This is a genomic window from Enterobacter cloacae complex sp. CARB60, from assembly GCF_036487345.1.
Lineage (GTDB): Bacteria > Pseudomonadota > Gammaproteobacteria > Enterobacterales > Enterobacteriaceae > Enterobacter > Enterobacter asburiae_D.
The window spans coordinates 145,187-166,714 of the sequence record NZ_JAZKLC010000001.1; the positions used below are offsets into that span (position 1 = coordinate 145,187).

Genomic DNA, 21,528 nt, shown 5'->3' on the forward strand with positions numbered 1-21,528 from the left:
CCTCAATATATGAAAACCAGATTATTACTGATCTCCGTAATTATTTCTCACTTGTCATATGCTGAGGAGTTTTTTAATCCTAATTTTCTGGATGCTAAGGCAGGAAAGGTCGCGGATTTGGCCATCTATGACCATGATGGTTTGGCTCCGGGCGTGTATCGGCTAGATATCTATGTCAACGACGAGTATCTAATAGAAGATGATGTGTATTTTTCGATAAAGGAAGAAGCGCATGAAAGAAATGTTTATCCTTGCATTAATAAATCTCTCTTAGGTAAATTAATAAAAGAAAATGAGTTTATCAATTTAAAAATTGACAAGGAATGCGTTTTTTTAAACGACATAAATTCTTATGCGAAAGCTGATTACGATAGTGAAAGGCAGAGCTTAAATATTCGAATTCCATCACTTCTATTAAAAAGCAATGCTCGTGGTACCGTATCGCCAACTGAATGGGATAATGGTATTAATGCATTTCTGATGAATTATCGCTTTAGCGGTAACAATACAAAAAAAACGAATGATTATTTTTTAAACCTTACTTCAGGTCTAAACATACAAGATTGGCGCCTGAGGGATAATTCTACTTGGAACTATAACGATGGGAAGAACAATAAATGGAAGAACATTGCCACATACGCGGAAAAACCTTTGCCTTCACTAAAAAGCCATTTAACTATAGGCCAATTATATACTCAGTCACATATTTTTGAAAACGTCTTAATTAAAGGTTTTCAACTTGCTTCGGACGAGGAAATGTATCCTGATAGTCTGCGAGGTTTTGCACCGACAATTAGAGGTGTAGCCAGCACTACTGCTCAGGTTGAAGTAACACAGAATAATAATTTAATATATTCAACAACTGTTAGTGCGGGGCCCTTCGAAATAAATGATCTTTATCCAACGACAAGCAGCGGAAATTTGTTTGTTAAAATTACTGAGCAAAACGGGAAAGTTTTTTCTTATACAGTTCCTTATTCTACGGTTCCAAATCTACAACGTGAAGGGAAAAGCGTTCATTCACTTTCAATTGGAAAAAGCGATGCAAAAAGCTCTATTGAGAAAAGTATTCTACAAGCTTCCTACGGTTTGGGTTTATCACATAATATAACTATGAATACGGGTATCCAGCTAGCTGAAAAATATCAGAGTTATGCTTTTGGTCTTGCGCATGATTTAGGTGATTTCGGAGCTATTTCCTCTGATGTACTTTTTTCTCATGCAGTATTAAATGACGATTCTGTACATAATGGTCAATCTTATAAAATTGTATATGCTAAATCACTTAACAAGTATGGTACAAACATTCAAATTGTTGGCTATAGATATTCGACAGAAGGGTTTTATACTCTTAATGAAGCCTCATATAACCATCTAAGTGGTGATTCCATGAATGATAGTTATTACAGCTTTAATGATTTAAGGAAAAGGAAAAAAGGCAAGGCGCAAATAAGCATTAACCAAAGGGTTGGTGGTCTTGGTAATTTATATATCTCAGGCCAAAATGAAAATTACTGGAGCCAATCTGCATATGATAGGAATTTGCAGATCGGGGTTAATGGTTTTTGGGAATATTTGAATTATAATCTAGGAATATCTTATAGCAGAAACAGTTACTTTGATAAAGCTAATAAATTACTTTCACTAAATCTTTCTTTCCCCCTGGGATTGATGTACAGCAGGCAATCGGGTAATGATTACGCAGGTAAATATAATTCTTTATATGCTACTTCCACTACGACACTTGATGGAAATGGTAAAGCTTCGCAACAAACAGGCGTTAGTGGTACTTTGTTAGCCGAGAATAATCTTTTATACAGCTTCCAACAAGCTGCTGCAGAAAGTGAAAAAGATTCAATGTCTTTAAGTTCAACTTTTCGTGGTTCTAAAGCAGAAGCATCATTAGGATATAATCATAGCAATAAATACAGACAGTTACACTATATGTTAAATGGCAGTATTGTTGCATTCAATGATGGAATTGTTTTTGGGCAACCAATTTATGGATCAGCTATTATAGTTTCTGCTCCAGGAGTTGATGGAATTTCTGTTGAAAATATCACTGGTGTTAGAACTGATTCTCATGGTCATGCTATTGTTCCCTATGCTAGTAGTTACAGAAAAAACCGTGTTGCTCTTGATTTAACCGACTTAAACGATGACACTGATGTTAATCAAGCAGTTAAATATGTTATTCCAACAAAAAATGCATTAGTACGTGCTGATTTCGATTCGAAGGTCGGGAAAAAGGCATACTTCACGCTAAAAAGGAAAAATGGGAATATAATTCCTTTTGGAGCTATGGTTGTTACCAACACTCAAACAACAGGTATTGTGGATCAAGATGGGAAAGTGTTTTTATCAGGGCTTACTCAATCTGGTAATTTAAGAGTGAAATGGGGCGAGCTAGAAAAGCAGCACTGCACCTCAAAATTTAATTTATCTGGCATTGACAATAAAAAATTAACTCAACTTACTTTAGTTTGTCACGAATAATCATTTAGGTGAATGTATGCAATTAATACTAAGAGCTGCTAAGCACTTCATCCTTGCGTCGATATTGTTATTTTTACATTTTCCCAACGTACATGCTGGGACTGGATGGTGTCATCCTGTAAATGGCACAATTCCTTATATTTTTAATTTCACGAAAAATATCAATGATCCAAATCAGAACCAGACAGGCTATTTATTTAATAACATTTACACATGGGGAAGCACAGTGCCTTCGCCAGTTACTTGTGATTGCAAAGCTGGCGAAGGGGATGGTGCCACATATTTTAAAACCGAAACGTCGTTGCCAATTGCTAGGCAGGATGGTAGCACAGTATGGTATACAGTAAATGAATATTTGCAGGCATCAGCAAAAGCTTATATAGGCGGCCTTACGAATAGCTACGTCCCTGTACCTTGGGATAATGCCACAAATGGGGCTAGTGGAGACAGCTATATTCAATGTGATGGTAAAGTATCTGCGTATGCAAATACAGGTGCTAGCGGGAAAATATCTCTTTATATAGTTAAACCCTTTGTAGGTGAGTCCAATTTTAGTGTGAAATTATTTGATGTCTATCGTTCTAATAATAAAGGTTCTTTTGGTGGCCCCCCAGTTTCTACGGTTTATATTACCGGGATGATAATAGTTCCACAGAACTGTATTATTGATACAGGTTCAATAGTGTCAGTCGACTTTGGGAACATACCGACTAGTGCGTTCCAAACAGCTGGTGTCAAGGCTATAAATGTTCTACCAGTTAAGAAAGATGTAAACATTCAATGCACAAACATTGCCGCACAAGCTAATTTAACTTTGAGATTAGAGTCAGAAAAGGTTAGTGGTAATTCATTGGTTTCCGACAATCCTGATGTTGGATTCAATATTGAGGATTCGACCGGTAAGCCATTAACACCAAATGATATTAATCGCTTTATACCTTTTACTCTTGATATGACGGGTAAATCAACTATAACTCTTATAATTTACCCTGTAAGCATCACCGGTAATAAACCGACTTCTGGGCCAGTTACATCTTTAGGTTATTTGCGCGTTGATTTTGCATAGGACATCGTATGAAAAAGTTTTTTTTAAAAATTTTATTTTCTTCAACAATAACTTTTAGTTATATAGCGAACCCTATGACTTTGGGAAGTGTAAATGTAATTTTAAGGGCAAACTTGATTGAGAAGGGGTGTGATATATCTGTGGGTAGTGATGAGCAATTTGTTGATTTAGGTAGTTGGGCTTCATCTTATTTTTACTTTGCCGGAAGGGAATCAAGGAAAATACCATTTTCAATAACCTTAGAAAATTGTGAAAATATCTCCCAAATCAAGTTAACCTTGTTAGGTAAAAGTAATGCCATTGATTCAACGTTATTATCCACCACGCTTGGCTCCTCAGTCGGAATCTTATTAACTGATTCTTCTGGCATGAGGTTACCTGTTGGGCGCCCAAAAACATATAATATATCAAATTCTATAACTGGAGCTAAAGTAATTTTAAATTTTAATGCGCAATATAAAGCTTTGGTGATACCTGTTATGACCGGAAACGCTAATGCTGATTCAGTAATTGCTATCGATTACATATAAGTAATAGGGTTTGTATAATACTTTACTACGACCAGAAACTATAAGGTAGTCACTTGTGAATATTCATTTGTTAATTTTTATATTTCAAGGCCTTATTATCCATCTTTTTAAACGGAAAACCTTTAAACTTCATTTATTGATGAGTGCTAGAGTACATAATAGCCCCCCCTTGGTTTGATTGATTTTAAACTCATCCACAAGACATTTTCCTAATTGTAATATTAATTATATTAAATTTTTTTAAATTGTAATTTCCCGGGTTTTCTTATGCTTATATGCTTTACATTGTCACTAGACTTTTACTCGTTTTTCCAGCACATCTTCGTTAGAATGCATAAAGCAACAGCGCATTCTGACGCATGATGCGGTATACGCGTTTGGCGTTGATAACGGTCATGTAGTCAGTTTCTGATTGTCTGCGAAGCAGTGCCACATCCCACGATAACCATACGTTGGCAGATCGCCGATAACGGTATGCCTCGACGATCCTGCCAGTCCTTCGACCGACTGACCATGGCATGCAGTTACGCACGTGACACCATGAGGGAGCTACGACAAGGCTTATTCGCCATCCTCTGGCAACAAAGGCTTGTGCGCTATCCACTTTTTGTTGGCCATATTCAACGGCTCCTTTCAGCAGCTCGTTTTCCATTGTCTTCTTGCCCAGCAGACGCACCAGCTCTTTGCGTTCGGCCATGCCGTTACTCTGTGGACTGCTCACTGCCGTTGTGCAGGCTTCCAGATTCAGATCTGCGGCGAACTTGCGCGTGTCATGCGCCGTATACGCCGAACCGTTGTCTGTCAGCCACTGCACCGGCTTGTCCGGGAGCGTCGCTCCGAAGCGCTTCTCCACTGCTCCCAGCATCACATCCTGTACTGTTATGCTGTCATAGCCGCCGGTGCTCGCGGCCCAGTCTATGGTCTCTCTGTCGCAGCAGTCCAGCGCGAACGTCACGCGCAGTTTTCCGCCGTCGTCACATCCGAACTCGAAGCCGTCTGAGCACCAGCGCTGGTTGCTCTCTGCTACCGCGATTTTACCGTTATGCTCGCGCTGAGGCCGTTGTGGTTTGTCATGCAGCAGCAACAGATTATGCTCGCTCATCACACGGTAAACCCGTTTGGCATTCACCGGGGGAAGACCTTCATCGCGAAGCTGTCTCCGCATTATTCCCCACACCCGGCGATAGCCATAGCTGGGCATATCGCTGATGATACCGAGGATGCGCGACAGGACCTCTGCGTCTGCTTCCTCGTCTCGCCGGAGAGTGCGCCCGTCCTGCCAGTCGGCAGAACGGTGAACCCGCAGTGATAATTGCGCACGCGACACGCCCATGATGCTGCTTACCTGGGCTATTCCTTGTCCTTTGGCAACAAGGGCGCATGCGCTATCCATTTTCGGGCCTGTCCGTACTCCACTGCTTCTTTCAGGATCTCTACTTCCATCGTCTTCTTACCCAGAAGGCGCTGAAGCTCACGGATCTGCTTGTTTGCGGCGGACAGCTCTGATGCCGGAACGACATCTTCTCCGGCAGCAACGGCAGTCAGGCTGCCTTCCAGATACTGTTTTTCCACTTAAATAGCTGGCTGGGCTGAATGCCATGCAAACGAGCAACATGGGTGAATCGCCACGGATAATCTAGACACTTCCGAGCCGTTGATAATACTGGTTTTCATATTCTGTGGGTGACATCTGTTCGCTAGAACCATGCCGACGCTTACTGTTATAAAACATTTCGATGTAATCAAAAATATCACTGCGGGCTTCTTCCCGCGTTCCGTAGATCTTTTTCTTTATCCGTTCACGTTTCAACAACTGGAAAAACTTTCTGCAACCGCATTATCATGGCAGTTACCGCGACGGCTCATGCTACCCTCCAGGCCGTGTGATTTCAGGAACGACTGCCACTCATGGCTTGTGTACTGACTGCCCTGATCCGAATGAACCAGCACCTGTTTTTCGGGATTACGCCGCCATACAGCCATCAGCAGTGCGTTCAGGACAATGTCCTTTGTCATCCGGGATTGCATGGACCAGCCGATAATTTTGCGTGAGAACAGATCAACAACAACGGCAAGATACAGCCAGCCTTCGTGGGTCCTGATGTAGGTTATGTCCGTTACCCAACGCTCATCAGGAGCATCCGGATTGAACTGTCGCTGGAGCCTGTTGGGTGACACGATACTGGCCTCGCCTTTACGTGCCCGCGGGCTTCGGTATCCGACCTGAGCCTTTATTCCGACACGTTTCATCAGTCTCCAGACTCTGTTTACTCCGCACTGTTGCCCGCTGTCACGCAGATCCAGATGGATTTTGCGATAACCATAGACGCATCCCGATTCCAGCCAGAACTGTTTAATCTGTCCTGTCAGTCTCAGGTCTGCCTGATGGCGTTGTGAATGCGGCTGCTGAAGCCAGGCGTAAAAACCACTGGGATGAACATCCAGCACCCGACAGAGCAGGCGAACAGGCCAGCAACAGGAGTTGTCACGGATAAAGGCGTACCTCAGTCGGACAGCTTTGCGAAGTACGCCGCGGCTTTTTTTAATATGTCCCGTTCGTCGGTAACCCGTTTCAGCTCTTTCTGGAGACGGCGGATCTCGGCCTGAGCATCTGACTGTTCTTTATTAGTGGAAGAATCCGGACCGTACTTCTTTATCCAGGCATAAAGGCTGTGGGTGGTGATATCGAGACGTGTTGCAACGCTGGCAACAGAATAACCGCGATCAACAACCTGTTTGACTGCTTCAGTTTTAAACTCTTCGGGATAACGCTTACCGCTCATGGGCACCTCTCTTTAAGCCATCTTAAATGACTCTGAGGTGTCTGTTAAACCCGTGGCGATTCAGTCTGGCGCCCTGTTCAGCTCCTGGACGTAGTAGGGGCCATCCTGGCGAAGGTCGCATTTCCTGATTTCTTCCTCTGCTTTCTGCGTCAGCAGCTCATAGCTGAATGAAAACATCATTTCTTCGTCCATTCTGCACGCACCATCTGATAATGTCAGGTTAAGTAAAAATGATACTTAGAATGTTTTTTAACGAATTAAGTAAACATCATATCAGGTATGATTTTATGGCTAATGATAACTATCATATTAGATATGATTTTATTGGTTTTGTTAAATAATCATATACTTTACGGGTTTTCTCCCATGCAGATCCGAAAAGATGCAGAAAAGGAATGTGCCCCTGAAAGAGGTTGTCAGGCGACTTCTGAATTCAGACCTTGTCTATCCCACTGGCGCACACGGTCGCCTGACGTTTTCGTTCAAGTCAGTCACTGATATTATTGACAGCATCATCAGGCTGGAACACCGAAGTAACGGGAGTGAAGACGGCTGGTACGAAATGCTGACCGGACTCATAAGAACATTTTCATCATTCAGTGATACCGAAACCATTTCCGGTGTTATTTATATGGGCACCTATGAAGATATCAGGAATATTTACGGCAGTTACGCAGATATTGTTTTTTATCTTTCCGCTGGGCCTCTTACTGTCAGCAGGCGTGTACAGGATGCGCTGGATGAGAATATCTTCACGTATTATACAAAGCAGCAAATTATCAGTCGGCTACAGGGAATGAAACGTCGTGAAGATGCCCCCTCTGACGGGTATTTAATGCCAGAGAAAGATTTCAAGGCGAAGATAACGGCTTTCAATACAACGCTTGATGCCTATATTCTGGCGTTCAGTCAGAGTATGCGGGATGAACTTATTCATGCTGAAGTCGATACAGAACGCCTCAGAAAGACCGATCTGACTCTCAGTCACGGGCTGCCTGACATGCTTGCTCAGGATGCCCTGCTTTCCCGTTTTTCCTTCAGCAGCGTTGAAAACAGGGATACAGCATGGGAGGCCAGGTCAGTTTGCGGAACCATGCCAAAAATTATCATTGCCCGGGGCATTAACAGCAATGTATACGGCGAGTTGAAAGCGCTCCAGGAAGTCAAAAATTATCATGCTTCATGACGTTTACCGCATCCTGAGCCATCTGCCGCCGCAGCGGACCGAAAACGTTCGCAACGTGGACGAACTGCTGCAGCATGTCAGGGAGATGACCGCCGACAAGGACGGCTTTACGCTTATTTTCTTCGGTACCCGCCTGGGGAGCGAGCTGCGTGAACTGACCCACCACATTGACAGGCATGCAGAGCTGGGGATCACGGTGGACCTGACGTCACTCCGCGACGGCCTGATGCCGGTCAGAATCAACGGCTGTGTTGTCTACCAGGTGTGGGGCTATGAAGGATACTATTCCCTGCTCGTCAGGAACAGTATCTTCGTTAACTTCCATCTGCGAAGAGATCCTGATGGTCTGCTGTTCAGTTCATCGTGGCAGACGGACAGTGAAGATCCCCTGACCGGTTCGGTGACCACCATCTGGCATCAGATGCTGGAAATCAACGGTGCTGTGGTGGCCCGGTTCGAACATCGCTGTGAACTGCCCCGGTTTTCCGGGAGAGTATTTTGGTTGGGAACTCAGGCTGCCAGATCCTTATTCCCGATGGAAGCATAATATGCCTGTTCGGCTTCTGCCGGTGGGATATGCCCCAGCCTTTCCAGCAACCGGCGATTGTTGTACCAGTCCACCCACGCCAGCGTCGCCAGCTCAACCTCTGCACGGCTTTTCCAGCTTTGTCTGTGTATCACCTCCGCTTTGTACAGGCCGTTGATGCTTTCGGCCATCGCGTTATCATAAGAGTCACCCGTACTTCCCGTTGAAGCCAGAAGCTCCGCCTCCTGCAACCGCTGTGTCTATGCCAGCGACACGTACTGTGAACCTTTGTCGCTGTGATGGATGGTGCCTGATGGCCGGCGGGCCCACAGCGCCTGCTCCAGCGCATCCAGCACGAACGTGGTTTCCATCGATGACGACACCCGCCAGCCCACGATGGCTCCGGCGAACACGTCGATGATGAACGCCACATACGCGAAGCCCTGCCAGGTACTCACGTATGTGAAGTCTGCTACCCAAAGCTGATTGGGACGCTCTGCCACGAACTGACGGTTGACCCGGTCGCCTGCCGCAGCTTCTTTCCGGCTGACGGTAGTCCGGACCTTTTTGCCCCGGCGCACCCCGGCAAGCCCCATGTTTTTCATCAGTCGCGCGATGGTGCATCGGGCCACGCTGAAGCCCTCCCGCAGCAGCTGGCGCCAGACCTTGCGAACACCATAGACGCTGTGGTTTTCGTCGTACACGCGCTGTATCTCCTGCTTCAGTTGTTCATCACGCTGGTCGCGATGGCTGCGTCTGTCAGGATGCAGCTGATATTCACGGTGGCGGTAGTATGAAGACGGGGCGATATCCAGCTCATGGCATACCGGTCCGACCCCGTATTCATCGCTCAGGGTATCCACCAGGAGGGCTATTTTTCCAGAGGCGGTCGAACTCCGCCTTCGCAAAATAAGCTGAGGCCTGTCGCAGGATATCATTGCTGCGCCGTAGCTCGCGGTTCTCCCGCTCCAGCTCTTTCAGACGCTGACGCTCAGTGGTGGTGAGGCCACCATCACCGCCACCGGCATCACGTTCATACTGACGCAGCCAGATACGCAGGGTCTCGGGCGTACAGCCGATTTTAGGGGCGATGGAACTGATGGCCGCCCACTGCGAGTCATAGTCATTCTGGCTTTCAATAACCATACGAACGGCCCGCTGACGAATCTCAGGGGAAAAGCGAGTATTTTTAGTCATCCTGTTTACCTCTCTCAAGGAGTTTAGTCTCCAGGATTCCCGGGGCGGTTCAGTTCCAATGCCCGGCTGGTTGATTTTCCGTCGACACTGAAGCTTGCCGGCCACAGGGGCGGTGGTGAGGTGGCTTCAGCTGATGGAATGCGCTTTGTCACGCCGGTGGAAAGGCTCAACGCCGGACCGAACAAAAATTTTGGCTAAGGACGTGGCATCACCTGGTACAACTTCATTTCAGATCAGTACACCGGGTTCTACGGTGCTGTCATTCCTAGCACATTTAGATAAAAAGCGCCTCGCATCACTGAGTTCTCAGACAATTCGCACACTATCTGACATCTCGATTAGCATCATTTTGTTCAACGCACGTATCATGGCCGTAACCTAATTTAACTCCACATCTTAGTCACGCAAAATCGAACAGTTGTTTAAATAGATGTGGAGCAAATTAAGGCGCAAGCATCAGCACCTTGAACTGGCTGGGCACAATACGCATGCCAATAGCATTGGTGGAGTTTTGCAGGGTAACGCTGGTAAGCCGCGTGGCCGGGGTGCCCTTAAGCAGCACGCTAAAGGCCCCGGTCAGATGGCGCGACGGCCCCATTACCGTGCCGGAAGCGACGCCGGTCGCCACGCCGGGGTTATCACCATTCGTCAGCGGCGTCACCGTTGCCATGTTGTGCGCGGGCATTCCCATAAACAGAATATTTAGCGCATTAGGTATTGCCGTCGGCCCCAGCGCGATATCCGGATAAGGAACCGGCGTCGGCACCGGCATCGGCGTCAGGCAGACGTCGGGAAAAGCTAGGTCAACGCCAGACAGCTGGCAGTTAGCAAACATAGAAGCTCCTCAGCCCATATGGATCTGTTCAGAATCGACTTTAGTGATCGCCTTCGAGGTGATCACAGTGTTGTGCGCATGCAGGCGCGCATAGTCCTCGGCCTTCATATCCAGCTGCCCGGCGCGCACCTGCTCGGTGTTGCGCGTAGTGCGCAGCAGGTTGTGGCTGATCTGGCTTACCGTCTGCCAGACGGACTCGGCGCGTTTGCCGACGATGCGCGACAGGCTGACCCACGCGGAGAGCTTGTCACCGCTGTAGTTCATCGTGCTGACATGGCAGTCGCCCTCGTCAGCCGTAACACGCAGCGCAGCGCTGCTCAGGCTCAGCTCACCGCTGCTGCGAATATGCAGGTCGCCGGGCACGCTTAGCTCCGCCGCCTGCGGATTGACCCGCTCCAGCACCGCCAGCAGCCAGATCTGGTTATCGACGTGGTTGATTAACACCCGATCGCCCACCTGTGGGGCAATCACGCAGCTTACCGCACGCTGACAGTGCCAGCCGCGCCCTTCACTCTCAACGTTCAGGCTTCCATCGGCAAAAACGTGGGTAATGCTGCCGGAAGCCTGCACCGGCAGCATTACCGCCTGCGCCAGTTTGTGATTGATATTGTTCATAATTTCTCCTCAACTGCTGCTCTGCCGCTCAATACTCCAGGCTTCGGCAGCCAGTAACTCTTCATCATATTCAAGAATGCCCTTACGGTCCGAAAAGTGGGCATTATCCTGGCGTGCACGGTGCATGTGGGTACGGGAAAATGTGGCGCTGCGAAAATCCGCCTGGCGTAAATCGGCGGCGGAAAAATCGCTGTAGGTTAGGTCGCACAGGGCGAACGACGTCTTGCATGCCATGACCTGCTGCAGAATGCTTTGAAACAGGCGGCTGTGGCTGAAGTCGGCCCCGCTTAGCGTGGCCCCGACAAACAGCGCCTGGTCAAAGAGGCTATGCTGGCACTGCGCGCCGCTCAGGTCCGCCGCCATAAACAGCGCCTGACTGGCATTCACCTGGCGCAGCTGAGCCTGCTTCAGCGAGGCACCTTTGAAGTTGCACTGCGTCAGCTGGGCACCGTTGAAGTTGGCGCCGTCCAGTTGATTGTCGGTAAACTGGCAGCCGGTAAACTGCTGCTGCGCATAGTTTTTTCCGCGCTGGTCGCAGTTAAAGAACACAACGCGTTCAAACTGGCTGCTGCTGAGATCGGTGCTGCGCAGGTCAATGCCAAAAAAGGTGGTCAGCAGGGAGCGGCAGCCGTTGAAATGCGCTTCTGTCAGTGGGGATTCGAAAAAGGTACTGCGCTCAAGCCGTGCCTGGCTGAAGCGGCTGTGCGCCAGCGCGCAGCGCATAAACTGGGTTTTATCCAGAACGCTGCGCGCAAAATCACTGCCGCTAAGCGCGCACTGGTTAAACACGCATTCGCTAAGCGTGCTGTCGCTGCTATGCAGCGGCGCCATCCCGCACTGGTTAAATACAGTCTGTTGCAGGGTAGCGCCCGTCAGTTCTGCGCCCTCCAGTTGGCACTCGGTAAATACAGTTTCATGCAGGTTAGCGCCACGCAGGTTAGCCCCCTGCAGTGAGACCTCCTGTAAGATTCCGCCGGAGAGATCACAACCGCTAAGGTCGAGGCCGTCCAGATTGATCTCACTGATCGGTTCGCCGCTTTTGATCTTCTGCTGCAGTTCGGCTGCATTCATATCACTTCTCCGTCACGCTTTGGCAAGGTTTTGACCCGCCTGATAAAGGCCCCCGTCAGCGAGGTTGTATCATCAGTGAATGACTGCGACAGATCGGCGCGGAACAGGTTAGCACCGTGGAAGCGGGCGCCGCCCAGCTGCGTTTTCTGCATCAGGGCGCCCATCAGATTGGCATCGCTAAAATCGGCGCGGCGGAAATCGGTGCGCATAAACAAACTGCCGACCAAGTTGGCGCGCGTAAAGTTGGCACCCTGGCAGTTGGCTTCGCTGAGGTCACTGTTCTCTAACTTCGCCAGCGTAAACTGTGCGCCGTTTAGAACGGTCTGGCGCATATTGCTCTGCTTCAGCGTTGCACCGTTGAAGTCGGCCCCGGCCAGCGAGCTTTCCGCAGCCAGCGCGCAGGTAGTCAGTGTCGCTTGGTCAAAGCGCGCCCCGTCGGCGTTGCTCTCCACCCAGGAGCAGCTCTCAAGATCTGCACCGCTGAATCGCGCTGCCTGCAGCTGACATTTCAGAAAGGTGGTTTTGCGCAGCGTTGCCTGACTGAAGTCTGGCTGCGCCAGCGTCATCTCCATAAATATGCAGCCCTCAAGGTTGGCCTGCTGGAAGCCGCAGCCGCTGATTCCGCTTTCGCGCAGCAGGAGGTTCTCCAGCGTGGCGTGGCTGAAATCACAGCCGTCGAGCAGCGCATGCTCCAGTTGCGTCTCTTTCAGCTTCGCACCGCTGAAACAGCTGTTCTGGCACTGCGCCAGCGCCAGGCTGGCGCTGCTCAGGTCGCAGCCGCGCAGCGAAGCATTGTGCAGGTTGGCACGTGCCAGCATCGCTTCAGTGAAGCTGGCACCGTCCAGCTGGCAGCCGCTGAGGTCGGCGCACTCCAGCAGGGTTTGATGAAAATTGGCGCCGCGCAGATCCATCCCGGATAAGTCCGCCCCTGTCAGATCCAGCCCGCTGAAGTCGCCACACTGCGCCATGGTGCGTTCTGCGCGCTGGCGGATAATCAGCGCGAGATCGCCGGTCAAGCGCAGCGCCGGCTGCTGACTCTGCACCGACATCAGGTACAGCTGGTGCATTGCCTCGCGGCTCTGCTGCAGTTTCTTCTGCGTCATTTTATCGCCATGCTGGTGCTGCATCTCCTGCATTCGGTGCATTGATTCCGGGCCACGCGGCAGGTTATCGCGGCTGGCTGCATCGGGATATTTTGCTTCCATCTCCCGCTTGCGTGCTTCGGCCTGCTGCTGCATCTCTGCCGCTTTACGCTCCATCTTCTCGATAAACTCGGGCAGCTCGTCCAGCTTTGGCATCTCCGGCTCTTCAACCTCGGCAAGCAGGGTGCTGATATCCCCCCCTTGCGCCTCCAGCCTTGCGCGGTGCTGCTCGCACAGCTGGCTGGCGCGATTTACCATATTGTTCTGCATCGGGCACTCGCTGGCCTGCGCTTCGCTGTCCAGCCAGGGTCCGATGGCGTTTTCCGGCACAAGATCTTTTTCACGGAAGGCAAACAATGCGCCCTTCTCTTTATCCAGCCGCTGCGCCAGCACTTTGCGATAGTGATTCAGCGAGCGGGTAGCACCAGTGGTTTCCAGCGCGGGCATCAGCTGCTGCACGTCGGCGGCGTCATCTTCGTTGATGCGCCGGTTGCCCTGCCACATAAGCACCATCTGCTCCTTATGCGGGAAGAACCAGACGGTGGTGGCGCGCAGCTGGATCTCTTCAAACAGCAGCTCATCGCCGCGCTGGCGATTAATAAAGCAGCGCGCCTGCCACGGCGGCAGCCTGCCATGCAGCAGGGCTTTCTCCGGGTGCATATTCCAGATGCGCCACTCCGCTTCATCGGGCAGGCTGTCGCGATCGTCCCACCACTGGTCAGGGCTGGCGGCGTTAAATACCCGCCAGTCGATATCGCGCGCGAAGCCGGGAAACTCGTTCTGCATCCAGCTTGCGTCATAGGCCTTACCCATACGCTTCATGCGGCGCGGCCACTGCATATCCAGCGGGCCAAAGCTGACCGGTTCCGGCTGCTGGAGTGGTGAGGTAATGCGCTGGTGCAGCGGTTCAATATTCGGCAGGCGGCGATACTTGAGGCCATCCTGAGTTTCCTCCAGCGCGCCGATGCCGTGCGGATTATCGGCATAGCCTTCGCCGCCAAAGGCGCGGCTCCAGTCAAGGCGCATCTGCTCAAACGGGCGTGGCGGCGTGGGGTGTGAACCGGACCAGATTCGGTCGCCGGAGATTACGAGCGTTTTGCTGCGCGACTCGACATCTATGCGCGCAGCGCACAGGGTTTTATCCTGCTGATGGTGGGTATAAGCAAAGCCTGTTGCCAGAAATTCGGCGCGGGCCTTGGGGATCGCCATATCCAGCACTCCGCCGCTGGTCTGCAACTCGCTGGCCGCCAGTTGCCACATTTCAACTTCCGGGCGCAGCTGGGGTTTTGTCCCCATATCCGCCAGCGCCAGCACCGTAACACCAAGATGGTATTTTCCCTGCAGGCGAAAGGGGCGATTTAGCACGCTGAGGCGTAGCGGTTTAATAATCTTCATGGAATACGTCCTTAGGAAGATCTGTTTTTCCGTTTCATTAGGGTATTGGGAATATCAACAAGCGTTTTCCGTGCATCGGTGCGGGTATAACGAATGTTGATGCGCTGCCCGAGTTAATATTTCGCGCTGTCCATGGCGTCGATCTCCGCCAGTTACTGCCCGTTCAGCTCTTCACCACGTTAGTTTTGATAACGAAACTCTATGGAGATATTGATACACCCTGAATTACCGCCAGAGCAACTGGCAACCTGCATGATGACCGCTGTGGTATCAACCCCATCCCTCAAGACTTCGTTTTTGATTTTTGTTTCTGAGATCTCTGCGATACAGAGAAATCAAAACATAAATAAAAGTCAAGGAAAATGCTGAACATATGAAGTAGGCAATTATCACCATAATAAAACCATTAACAAATCAATCCAACAAGAATGAAATTATATTATTAACTAGGGTGACATTACATTGATTAAGGGAGGGGCGACCATCAAAACATCGAAAAAAAAGCAACGCCCCTAGCGTGTTTCATTCAACCTCTGAGTATTAAAAATTTATTTTTAATACTGCAACCCTTCCCTTTTCACCTTGTTTCACAATTATATCTAATCCCTTTTTAAGTAGGTGCATATCGCTCAGAGCAACAAGTGCCTTGGCTGATTTCAATTCCGAACCGTCACCTGTGTAAAAGAATACATCGAAAAAAAGGTTATTCCCATGACTCAAATTGGTTTTTTGCCATGATTCCATTTTTGTACTGATAAGGTCTCCTGCCCATGAATCATGTTTAATCAATCGGCAATCATCAACAACTCCTTTAGACTTGATCTTAAAGAAAAAAATGTAACCGATAAATATTATAGGAACAATAATCCCGGCTATCATAAAAAATAATTCAATGCCTGAGATCGATGCGATCACTTTCTTGATATCCATAATCAACCTACGTAATTATATGCAATGCGGAATTGATAATATTTGTGACAGAATAGAATATCTTAATCCCCTCTCTGGTCACATTAACGCTATTAATTTCCGCCTTGAATAGAGTTTTTGACCAGTCTTTGACCTTAATTGAAGATGTGGCCAGATTTGCGGAGTTAGACATGATACCTAGGCTTGAACTAATTCCCGAAAATGATACATTATTTACCGTCACAGTCTCACTAAGTCCTGTTACTGATAAATTATGTCCCGTCACACTCTCATTAAATGCTGTCACTGACAGAGAATGAAGTTTAGGCTTAAACTGGGCAGCTGGAGCTTCCATTGTTATTGAAGTCCCACTGGTCAGTTTTATTTCATTTGGACTATATATGTGAATAGTACCATCATTAACATTCTGCTCCCAGTTACCGCCGTTCACATTTACTTTCATGCCACCTGAAGCAATTGTCGTATCCTGACCACCATCATAATTTTCAGTTATCTTACTGGTGACATGATGCTCTTCGTTACCATCAACAATAGTTGTCTTATCGCCTTTGACTGTGATCTTATCCCCTCCGCTGGTAATATCCAGCACACGACCGTTAGTAATACTGGTTTTCTCACCCTCCTTAAAGATCTTTGTCTCCAGTTTATCCACGGTGGTGGTGCGCTGGGCTTTGTAATCAAAGGTCGCGTTTCCGGTCACAGCATCCTTCTGCTCTTTTTTGATTTCAGTGATGCGGTTGCCATGCACCGTCACGACCATATCATTCTCGACCGAGATTTTCATGTCTTTCTCGGCGTGCATGTCCAGCTTTTCACTGCCCAGCTTATCCTCAAAAAACAGATAGCTGGCATTGTCTTTCGTGCCGTCTTTACTGCGCGTCATAAATCCCATCTGAGTAGCGGCGGCCGGCAGCGCCCACGGCGGCATGCTGGATTCATTATAGACGCGGCCCGTCACCATCGGCCGGTCCGGGTCACCGTTGATAAAGTCGATCACCACCTCGTCATTGACGCGCGGGATCTGCACCCCGCCGAACCCCTGACCCGCCCACGCGCTCGACACGCGCACCCAGCACGAGCTTGTGTCGTCCCCCTTCGCGTGACGGTCCCAGTGAAACTTCACCTTCACCCGACCATATTTATCGGTCCAGATTGACTCGCCCTGCGGTCCCACCACTTTCGCCGTCTGCGGCCCATGGGTGCGCGGCCACGCGGTTCGCTGCGCCGAGCGGAACTGCGTGGCCGACGGGATCACCGTAAGCCACACCGTGTGGTTGCTCTCGCCCCCGCCGGACGCGTAGGTGTTCTCTTCAAAGTGGTACAGCGCGCTGAGGATCAGGTAGTCGTCGGCGTCGCTGGCGAACGGCGGCTGGGTCAGCGTGAAGGTGCAGCCCGGCACGATGCCTGTCGAGGTCGCCTTAGCGTCGATGCGCTGGTGCTCTGCCTGCCACTCCTCCTGGCGGATGCGCGCGTAGAACTCGCCGTGGCTGTGCTCGACAAAGCGTCCCGGCCACTCGTAGTAGTCAATCTTGCCCGGCTGCGGCGACGACGGGTTCTGACGCGCATGGAACATCCACGCGTTCGGCTTGCGGAAGTCGTAATCGTCCAGGCTGTAGATGCCCGGCGTGACCTGCTCGGCTATCGACCATGCACCAATTCCTTCTTCATCCGTCGAGCCGCCAGAGGCGGTGGCGTGATAAGGAATGGTCTCATAGCCGGAGAACGGCTTGTGCTGCTGAGGTGCGTCGAACATCACCAGCGTGTGCTGCTCCGCGTCGTGGCGGAAGAAGAAGTAGATCCCCTCCAGCTCCATCAGACGCGAGATAAAGTCGTAGCTGCTCTCCTGGTACTGCACGCAGTACTCCCACGTCCGGTAGTCGCCCGCCAGCCTGTCCTCCACGTTGACCCCGTACTCGCCGAGCACGGTTTTAATGATGTCCGGCAGGCGCTGGTTCTGGAAGATGCGCTGATTGCGGTCGCGCTTCAGCGGCCACAGGTCGGACTCCATCACCAGGGTGTACACCGCGTAGCGCGTGCCGTTAAGGTCGGCGCTGTGAACCTTCACCGAGGTTATTTTGCCGTTGAGGTAGCGCGGCGCAGCGTTCAGCGCGCTGGTCGGAATGGTCAGCGTGATAGGCTGGCCGAGCATCGCCCGGCGGTCAAGGCGCGCGTCGGTGCTGAGCAGCGTCACGGTAAGCTCAAAGCTGCGCGAGACCACTTCCATCCCCTCCAGCTTCCAGAACTGCAGGGTGCCGTCTCCGGCGGGGGTAGTGGCGGTAATACGATCAAACATTATCTTGCTCCCTTAATGTGGTGCCCGCACGCTGCAGGCGTTAGCGTCAGTTCTGCGGGTTCAGCAGCTACGCACCTTTCTGCTCAATAGTAATGCTCTGACTGCAGGTTTCACGGCGATTGCTGACCTCAAACTGGTAGTTGCCAGGCGACTGCGCGCCCACCGGGGCATCATCGCCGCCGGATGCCCCCTTAAGCACCCCTGCGGCCACCAGCTTGAGCATGGTTTCGGTTTCGTCGGCCAGGTTGCCGATCACCTTAGGCGCCGAGCCAAAGTCGAGCAGCAGCACCTGCACCCCGTTATCCTGGGTCTGGATGTTATCCAGCGAGATATCACTGTGCAGGTAGCCCTTCTGGTGGATGGCGTTAATCGCGCCAAACAGCGGCAGCAGGCGGCGGATCCAGACCTCGTAGATGATCTGCGGGCGCAGCTGATGCAGCTACGACAGCGTGGTGCCACTGTAAAAGGCAGTACACATATAGGCGGTGTCGTTCTGCATCCAGAAGCGCAGCACGTGCAGCAGATTCGGGTGGTACTTCCTGAATAAAGCTGTTCAGCCCGGCGTGGAAGGTTTTACTGAAGTGCTCAATGCGCTGCACCAGCGTCAGGTCGCTGTTACGCGCCGCCAGCGAAGCGGGCATAAACTCTTTGATAACGATGGTGCGCTCCAGCTGATGGTCGCGGGCGCGGTAGAAAATGCCAAAGCGGCAGCCGCCCATCACCTGCTCAATCTCAAACTCATTGAAGCGGTAGCCGACCGGCAGTGCGTTCGGCTCCGTGCGCTTGTTATCATGTTTAGACTCTCTGATGGCTTAAGAAAATTGACAGTGGAACTCACCCTCAAGCACTGAGACGTGCAGGCGTCGATACTGTTCGTCGCGCGAGCTGGCAGACAGCAGCATCTGGCTCATTTGCGGCAACAGGGTATTGGTGAGGATGGCGTCGACCATGCGGCCGCCGGACTCCACTTCGGTGCATCGCTGCACAATCTGCGAAATCACGCTGTCGTCGACCACCGAGGCGATACCGTGGTTCTCCTCCAGGCGGCGCTGAATGCGCTGCAGCTGCATGCGAACAATCTGCGCCAGCATCGCATCACTCAGCGGGTAGTACGGCACCACCAGCAGGCGACCGAGCAGCGCAGGCGGGAACACCTCCAGCAGCGTTGGGCGCAGCGCCCCGGCCAGCACTTCCGGCTCCGGTATCAACTCCGGGTCGGCACACATTGCGTCAATCAGCTGGGTGCCGACGTTGGACGTTAGGATGATAATGGTGTTGCGGAAGTCGATATGCCGCCCTTCACCATCCTCCATCCAGCCTTTTTCAAACACTTGGAAGAAGATCTCGTGCACGTCCGGGTGCGCTTTTTCAATTTCGTCGAGCAGCACCACGCTGTAAGGACGGCGGCGGACCGCCTCGGTCAGCACGCCGCCTTCGCCGTAGCCGACATAGCCGGGAGGCGCGCCCTTAAGAGTGGAGACAGTGTGCGCTTCCTGGAACTCGCTCATATTGATGGTGATGATGTTCTGCTCGCCGCCGTACAGCGTCTCCGCCAGCGCCAGCGCAGTCTCGGTTTTACCGACCCCTGACGGGCCGCACAACATAAACACGCCGACCGGCTTGTTCGGGTCATCAAGACGCGCGCGTGAGGTGCGCACGCGGCGGGCGATAAGCTCCAGCCCGTGGTGCTGACCTATCACCCGCAGGTTGAGGGTATCGGCCAGCTTGAGCACCGCGTCAATCTCATTTTTTACCATGCGTCCCAGCGGGATACCGGTCCAGTCGGAAACCACCGCCGCCACGACGTTGGCATCCACCGCGGCAAACAGCAGCGGGTTTTCCCCCTGCAGCTCGCGCAGCTCCTGCTGCTGGGCTATGAGCTGCTGGTGCAGCGCTTCAGGCTCTTCCACACTTTTATCCTGCAGCTGCGCCCGCAAGGCGATAATCGCATCGACCAGCGCCTGTTCCTGCTGCCAGCGCGCGCTCAGTTGGTCACGCAAGGCGGCCAGCTCGCTTAGTTGCTGCTCCAGCGCCGCCACGCGCCCGCTTTCACCGATTCCGAGACGCGCTTCACGCCCGGCGATATGGCGCTCGATCTCCAGCGCGTGGATGCGGTGCAGGCAGTCTTCCAGCTGCGGCGGCTGCGCGCTTTGGCTGACAGCCACGCGCGCGCAGGCGGTATCCAGCAGCGCCACGGCTTTATCCGGCAGCTGGCGCGCAGGAATGTAACGGTGCGACAGCTTCACCGCCGCCGCCACCGCTTCATCCAGCAGCAGCACGCGGTGATGTTTCTCCAGCGGGCTGACGGTGCTGCGCAGCATCAGCAGCGCTTTCTCTTCGTCAGGCTCGTGGACCTGTACGGTCTGGAAGCGGCGGGTCAGCGCAGGGTCTTTCTCAATATACTTTTTGTACTCCGCCCAGGTGGTGGCGCCGATGGTGCGCAGCTGGCCGCGCGCCAGCGCCGGCTTCAGCAGGTTGGCGGCATCACCGGTGCCCTGCTGGCCGCCCGCGCCGATCAGGGTGTGGATTTCGTCGATAAACAGCACGATCGGCGTCGGGCTGGACTGCACTTCTTTAATCAGCGCCTGCAGGCGCGCCTCGAACTCGCCTTTCATCCCAGCGCCCGCCTGCAGCATGCCGATATCCAGCAGCCACAGCTGCACCTCCTGCAGCGGGGCCGGAACGTCGCCGGCAGCAATACGCAGCGCCAGCCCTTCAACCACGGCGGTTTTGCCGACGCCCGCTTCCCCGGTCAGCAGCGGGTTGTTCTGGCGGCGGCGCATCAGGATATCGACCATCTGGCGGATCTCCTCATCACGCCCGTCCACCGCGTCAATCTTGCGGTCGCGCGCTCGCGCAGTCAGGTCCTGCGCATACTGCGCCAGCGTGCCCTGATGCTGCGGCACCTCACCCGCGTTTCCCTGCGGCGCGGCAGCAACCTCCCCCGCCTCTTTGCTGCCGTCGAATACCGCGTCGAACTGATCCAGCAGCACGTCCATGCTGATGCGGCTGAACTGAGGCGAGATACCCTTCAGCAGGTTGGCGAGGTTGAAGGTTTTTAGCATGCCGATCAGCAGGTGGCCGCCGCGAATCTTCTGCACACCAAACTTCAGCGAGCAGTAAACCCAGGCGCGCTCCACCGCGCTGTCGATATGTTCAGCAAGGTCAGAAACCGTGCTGGCCCCTCGCGGCAGCCGGTCGAGCGCCTCGACGATGTCGCGTGTCAGTGCCTCTTCATCCAGTGAAAAATAGCGGATCAGCTGCTGTATATCGCCGTCCTGGTGCTGCATCAGCTGATGCAACCAGTGAACCAGCTCCACATAAGGATTGCTGCGCAGCTTACAAAAGGCGGTGGCGCTTTCCAGAGAGGTAAATAACAGCGTATCCAGTTTGCCGAACAGTACGGCGCGGCTTATCTCTGACATGATTATTCTCAGTGGTTATAGATCTAATGGGATAGGAT

Annotated in this window: 12 protein-coding genes, 6 pseudogenes and 1 other annotated feature; of the genes and pseudogenes, 6 read left to right on the forward strand and 12 right to left on the reverse strand. The window is 51.7% G+C overall.

Annotated elements, in window-relative coordinates; genetic code table 11:
• Positions 1–9 precede the first annotated feature (9 nt).
• From V4835_RS00795 to V4835_RS00805, 3 genes are all read left to right on the forward strand, one after another.
• The gene (locus V4835_RS00795; RefSeq protein WP_320728341.1) at positions 10–2,496 is read left to right on the forward strand and encodes a fimbria/pilus outer membrane usher protein; all 2,487 of its coding nucleotides are present in this window, start codon (positions 10–12) and stop codon (positions 2,494–2,496) included.
• 16 nt (positions 2,497–2,512) lie between these two features.
• Positions 2,513–3,562 (forward strand): fimbrial protein, encoded by a 1,050-nt coding sequence (locus tag V4835_RS00800; RefSeq protein WP_272755940.1) that lies wholly within the window; start codon positions 2,513–2,515, stop codon positions 3,560–3,562.
• Between the two features lie 74 nt (positions 3,563–3,636).
• Complete coding sequence (locus tag V4835_RS00805) at positions 3,637–4,092, forward strand: fimbrial protein (protein WP_406601055.1); 456 nt, start codon at positions 3,637–3,639, stop codon at positions 4,090–4,092.
• A gap of 337 nt (positions 4,093–4,429) precedes the next feature.
• Here V4835_RS00805 and V4835_RS00810 read toward each other — a convergent pair.
• The 3 pseudogenes from V4835_RS00810 to V4835_RS00820 form a co-directional block, all read right to left on the reverse strand.
• Positions 4,430–4,783: pseudogene (locus V4835_RS00810) on the reverse strand (IS3 family transposase); the annotation flags it as partial.
• Positions 4,781–5,705: pseudogene (locus tag V4835_RS00815) on the reverse strand (IS3 family transposase); the annotation flags it as partial. The pseudogenes V4835_RS00815 and V4835_RS00810, both read right to left, overlap by 3 nt.
• Before the next feature lie 23 nt (positions 5,706–5,728).
• Positions 5,729–6,875: pseudogene (locus V4835_RS00820) on the reverse strand (IS3 family transposase).
• Between the two features lie 382 nt (positions 6,876–7,257).
• Between V4835_RS00820 and V4835_RS00825 the strand changes: the two are divergent.
• Together V4835_RS00825 and V4835_RS00830 are read left to right on the forward strand one after the other, a co-directional pair.
• A complete protein-coding gene (locus tag V4835_RS00825) occupies positions 7,258–8,061 on the forward strand; it encodes a hypothetical protein (protein WP_172687043.1) in 804 nt (267 codons plus the stop codon).
• Positions 8,051–8,608, forward strand: coding sequence for a hypothetical protein (locus V4835_RS00830; protein WP_172687042.1), 558 nt, complete (start codon positions 8,051–8,053; stop codon positions 8,606–8,608). The genes V4835_RS00825 and V4835_RS00830 overlap by 11 nt, the downstream gene beginning before the upstream one ends.
• Here V4835_RS00830 and V4835_RS00835 read toward each other — a convergent pair.
• A pseudogene (locus tag V4835_RS00835) lies at positions 8,572–9,784 on the reverse strand (IS3 family transposase). The gene V4835_RS00830 and the pseudogene V4835_RS00835 sit on opposite strands and share 37 nt — an antisense overlap.
• Positions 9,388–9,503: a sequence feature (AL1L pseudoknot), on the reverse strand. Its footprint overlaps the pseudogene before it by 116 nt.
• A 51-nt stretch (positions 9,785–9,835) precedes the next feature.
• On the opposite strand from V4835_RS00835, the pseudogene V4835_RS24345 reads away from it, so the two are divergent.
• A pseudogene (locus V4835_RS24345) lies at positions 9,836–10,063 on the forward strand (Tn3 family transposase); the annotation flags it as partial.
• Positions 10,064–10,226: 163 nt separating this feature from the next.
• Here the strand turns inward: V4835_RS24345 and V4835_RS00845 are convergent.
• From V4835_RS00845 to tssH, 8 genes and pseudogenes are all read right to left on the reverse strand, one after another.
• Positions 10,227–10,619, reverse strand: a complete 393-nt coding sequence (locus tag V4835_RS00845; RefSeq protein WP_172689058.1) for a DUF4150 domain-containing protein — start codon at positions 10,617–10,619, stop codon at positions 10,227–10,229.
• A gap of 9 nt (positions 10,620–10,628) precedes the next feature.
• A complete protein-coding gene (locus tag V4835_RS00850; protein WP_172687040.1) occupies positions 10,629–11,234 on the reverse strand; it encodes a DUF3540 domain-containing protein in 606 nt (201 codons plus the stop codon).
• 9 nt (positions 11,235–11,243) lie between these two features.
• A complete protein-coding gene (locus tag V4835_RS00855; RefSeq protein ID WP_172687039.1) occupies positions 11,244–12,305 on the reverse strand; it encodes a pentapeptide repeat-containing protein in 1,062 nt (353 codons plus the stop codon).
• The gene (locus V4835_RS00860) at positions 12,302–14,842 is read right to left on the reverse strand and encodes a DUF2169 family type VI secretion system accessory protein (protein ID WP_172689057.1); all 2,541 of its coding nucleotides are present in this window, start codon (positions 14,840–14,842) and stop codon (positions 12,302–12,304) included. The genes V4835_RS00855 and V4835_RS00860 overlap by 4 nt, the downstream gene beginning before the upstream one ends.
• A gap of 540 nt (positions 14,843–15,382) precedes the next feature.
• A complete protein-coding gene (locus V4835_RS00865; RefSeq protein WP_172689056.1) occupies positions 15,383–15,772 on the reverse strand; it encodes a hypothetical protein in 390 nt (129 codons plus the stop codon).
• A gap of 7 nt (positions 15,773–15,779) precedes the next feature.
• A complete protein-coding gene (locus V4835_RS00870; protein WP_172687036.1) occupies positions 15,780–18,065 on the reverse strand; it encodes a type VI secretion system Vgr family protein in 2,286 nt (761 codons plus the stop codon).
• A gap of 214 nt (positions 18,066–18,279) precedes the next feature.
• Positions 18,280–18,874 (reverse strand): annotated as a pseudogene (locus tag V4835_RS00875) (protein kinase domain-containing protein); the annotation flags it as partial.
• Positions 18,875–18,877: 3 nt separating this feature from the next.
• Positions 18,878–21,490, reverse strand: a complete 2,613-nt coding sequence (tssH, locus tag V4835_RS00880) for a type VI secretion system ATPase TssH (RefSeq protein ID WP_172689055.1) — start codon at positions 21,488–21,490, stop codon at positions 18,878–18,880.
• Positions 21,491–21,528 lie beyond the last annotated feature (38 nt).

Excerpts from the sequence above, each read along its gene's own strand:
- V4835_RS00845 (WP_172689058.1), bottom strand. The coding sequence starts at position 10,619 with ATGTTTGCTAACTGCCAGCTGTCTGGCGTTGACCTAGCTTTTCCCGAC.
- V4835_RS00805 (WP_406601055.1), top strand. The coding sequence starts at position 3,637 with ATGACTTTGGGAAGTGTAAATGTAATTTTAAGGGCAAACTTGATTGAG.
- V4835_RS00855 (WP_172687039.1), bottom strand. The coding sequence starts at position 12,305 with ATGAATGCAGCCGAACTGCAGCAGAAGATCAAAAGCGGCGAACCGATC.
- V4835_RS00870 (WP_172687036.1), bottom strand. The coding sequence starts at position 18,065 with ATGTTTGATCGTATTACCGCCACTACCCCCGCCGGAGACGGCACCCTG.
- V4835_RS00825 (WP_172687043.1), top strand. The coding sequence starts at position 7,258 with ATGCAGAAAAGGAATGTGCCCCTGAAAGAGGTTGTCAGGCGACTTCTG.
- tssH (WP_172689055.1), bottom strand. The coding sequence starts at position 21,490 with ATGTCAGAGATAAGCCGCGCCGTACTGTTCGGCAAACTGGATACGCTG.
- V4835_RS00850 (WP_172687040.1), bottom strand. The coding sequence starts at position 11,234 with ATGAACAATATCAATCACAAACTGGCGCAGGCGGTAATGCTGCCGGTG.
- V4835_RS00865 (WP_172689056.1), bottom strand. The coding sequence starts at position 15,772 with ATGGATATCAAGAAAGTGATCGCATCGATCTCAGGCATTGAATTATTT.
- V4835_RS00860 (WP_172689057.1), bottom strand. The coding sequence starts at position 14,842 with ATGAAGATTATTAAACCGCTACGCCTCAGCGTGCTAAATCGCCCCTTT.
- V4835_RS00830 (WP_172687042.1), top strand. The coding sequence starts at position 8,051 with ATGCTTCATGACGTTTACCGCATCCTGAGCCATCTGCCGCCGCAGCGG.
- V4835_RS00800 (WP_272755940.1), top strand. The coding sequence starts at position 2,513 with ATGCAATTAATACTAAGAGCTGCTAAGCACTTCATCCTTGCGTCGATA.
- V4835_RS00795 (WP_320728341.1), top strand. The coding sequence starts at position 10 with ATGAAAACCAGATTATTACTGATCTCCGTAATTATTTCTCACTTGTCA.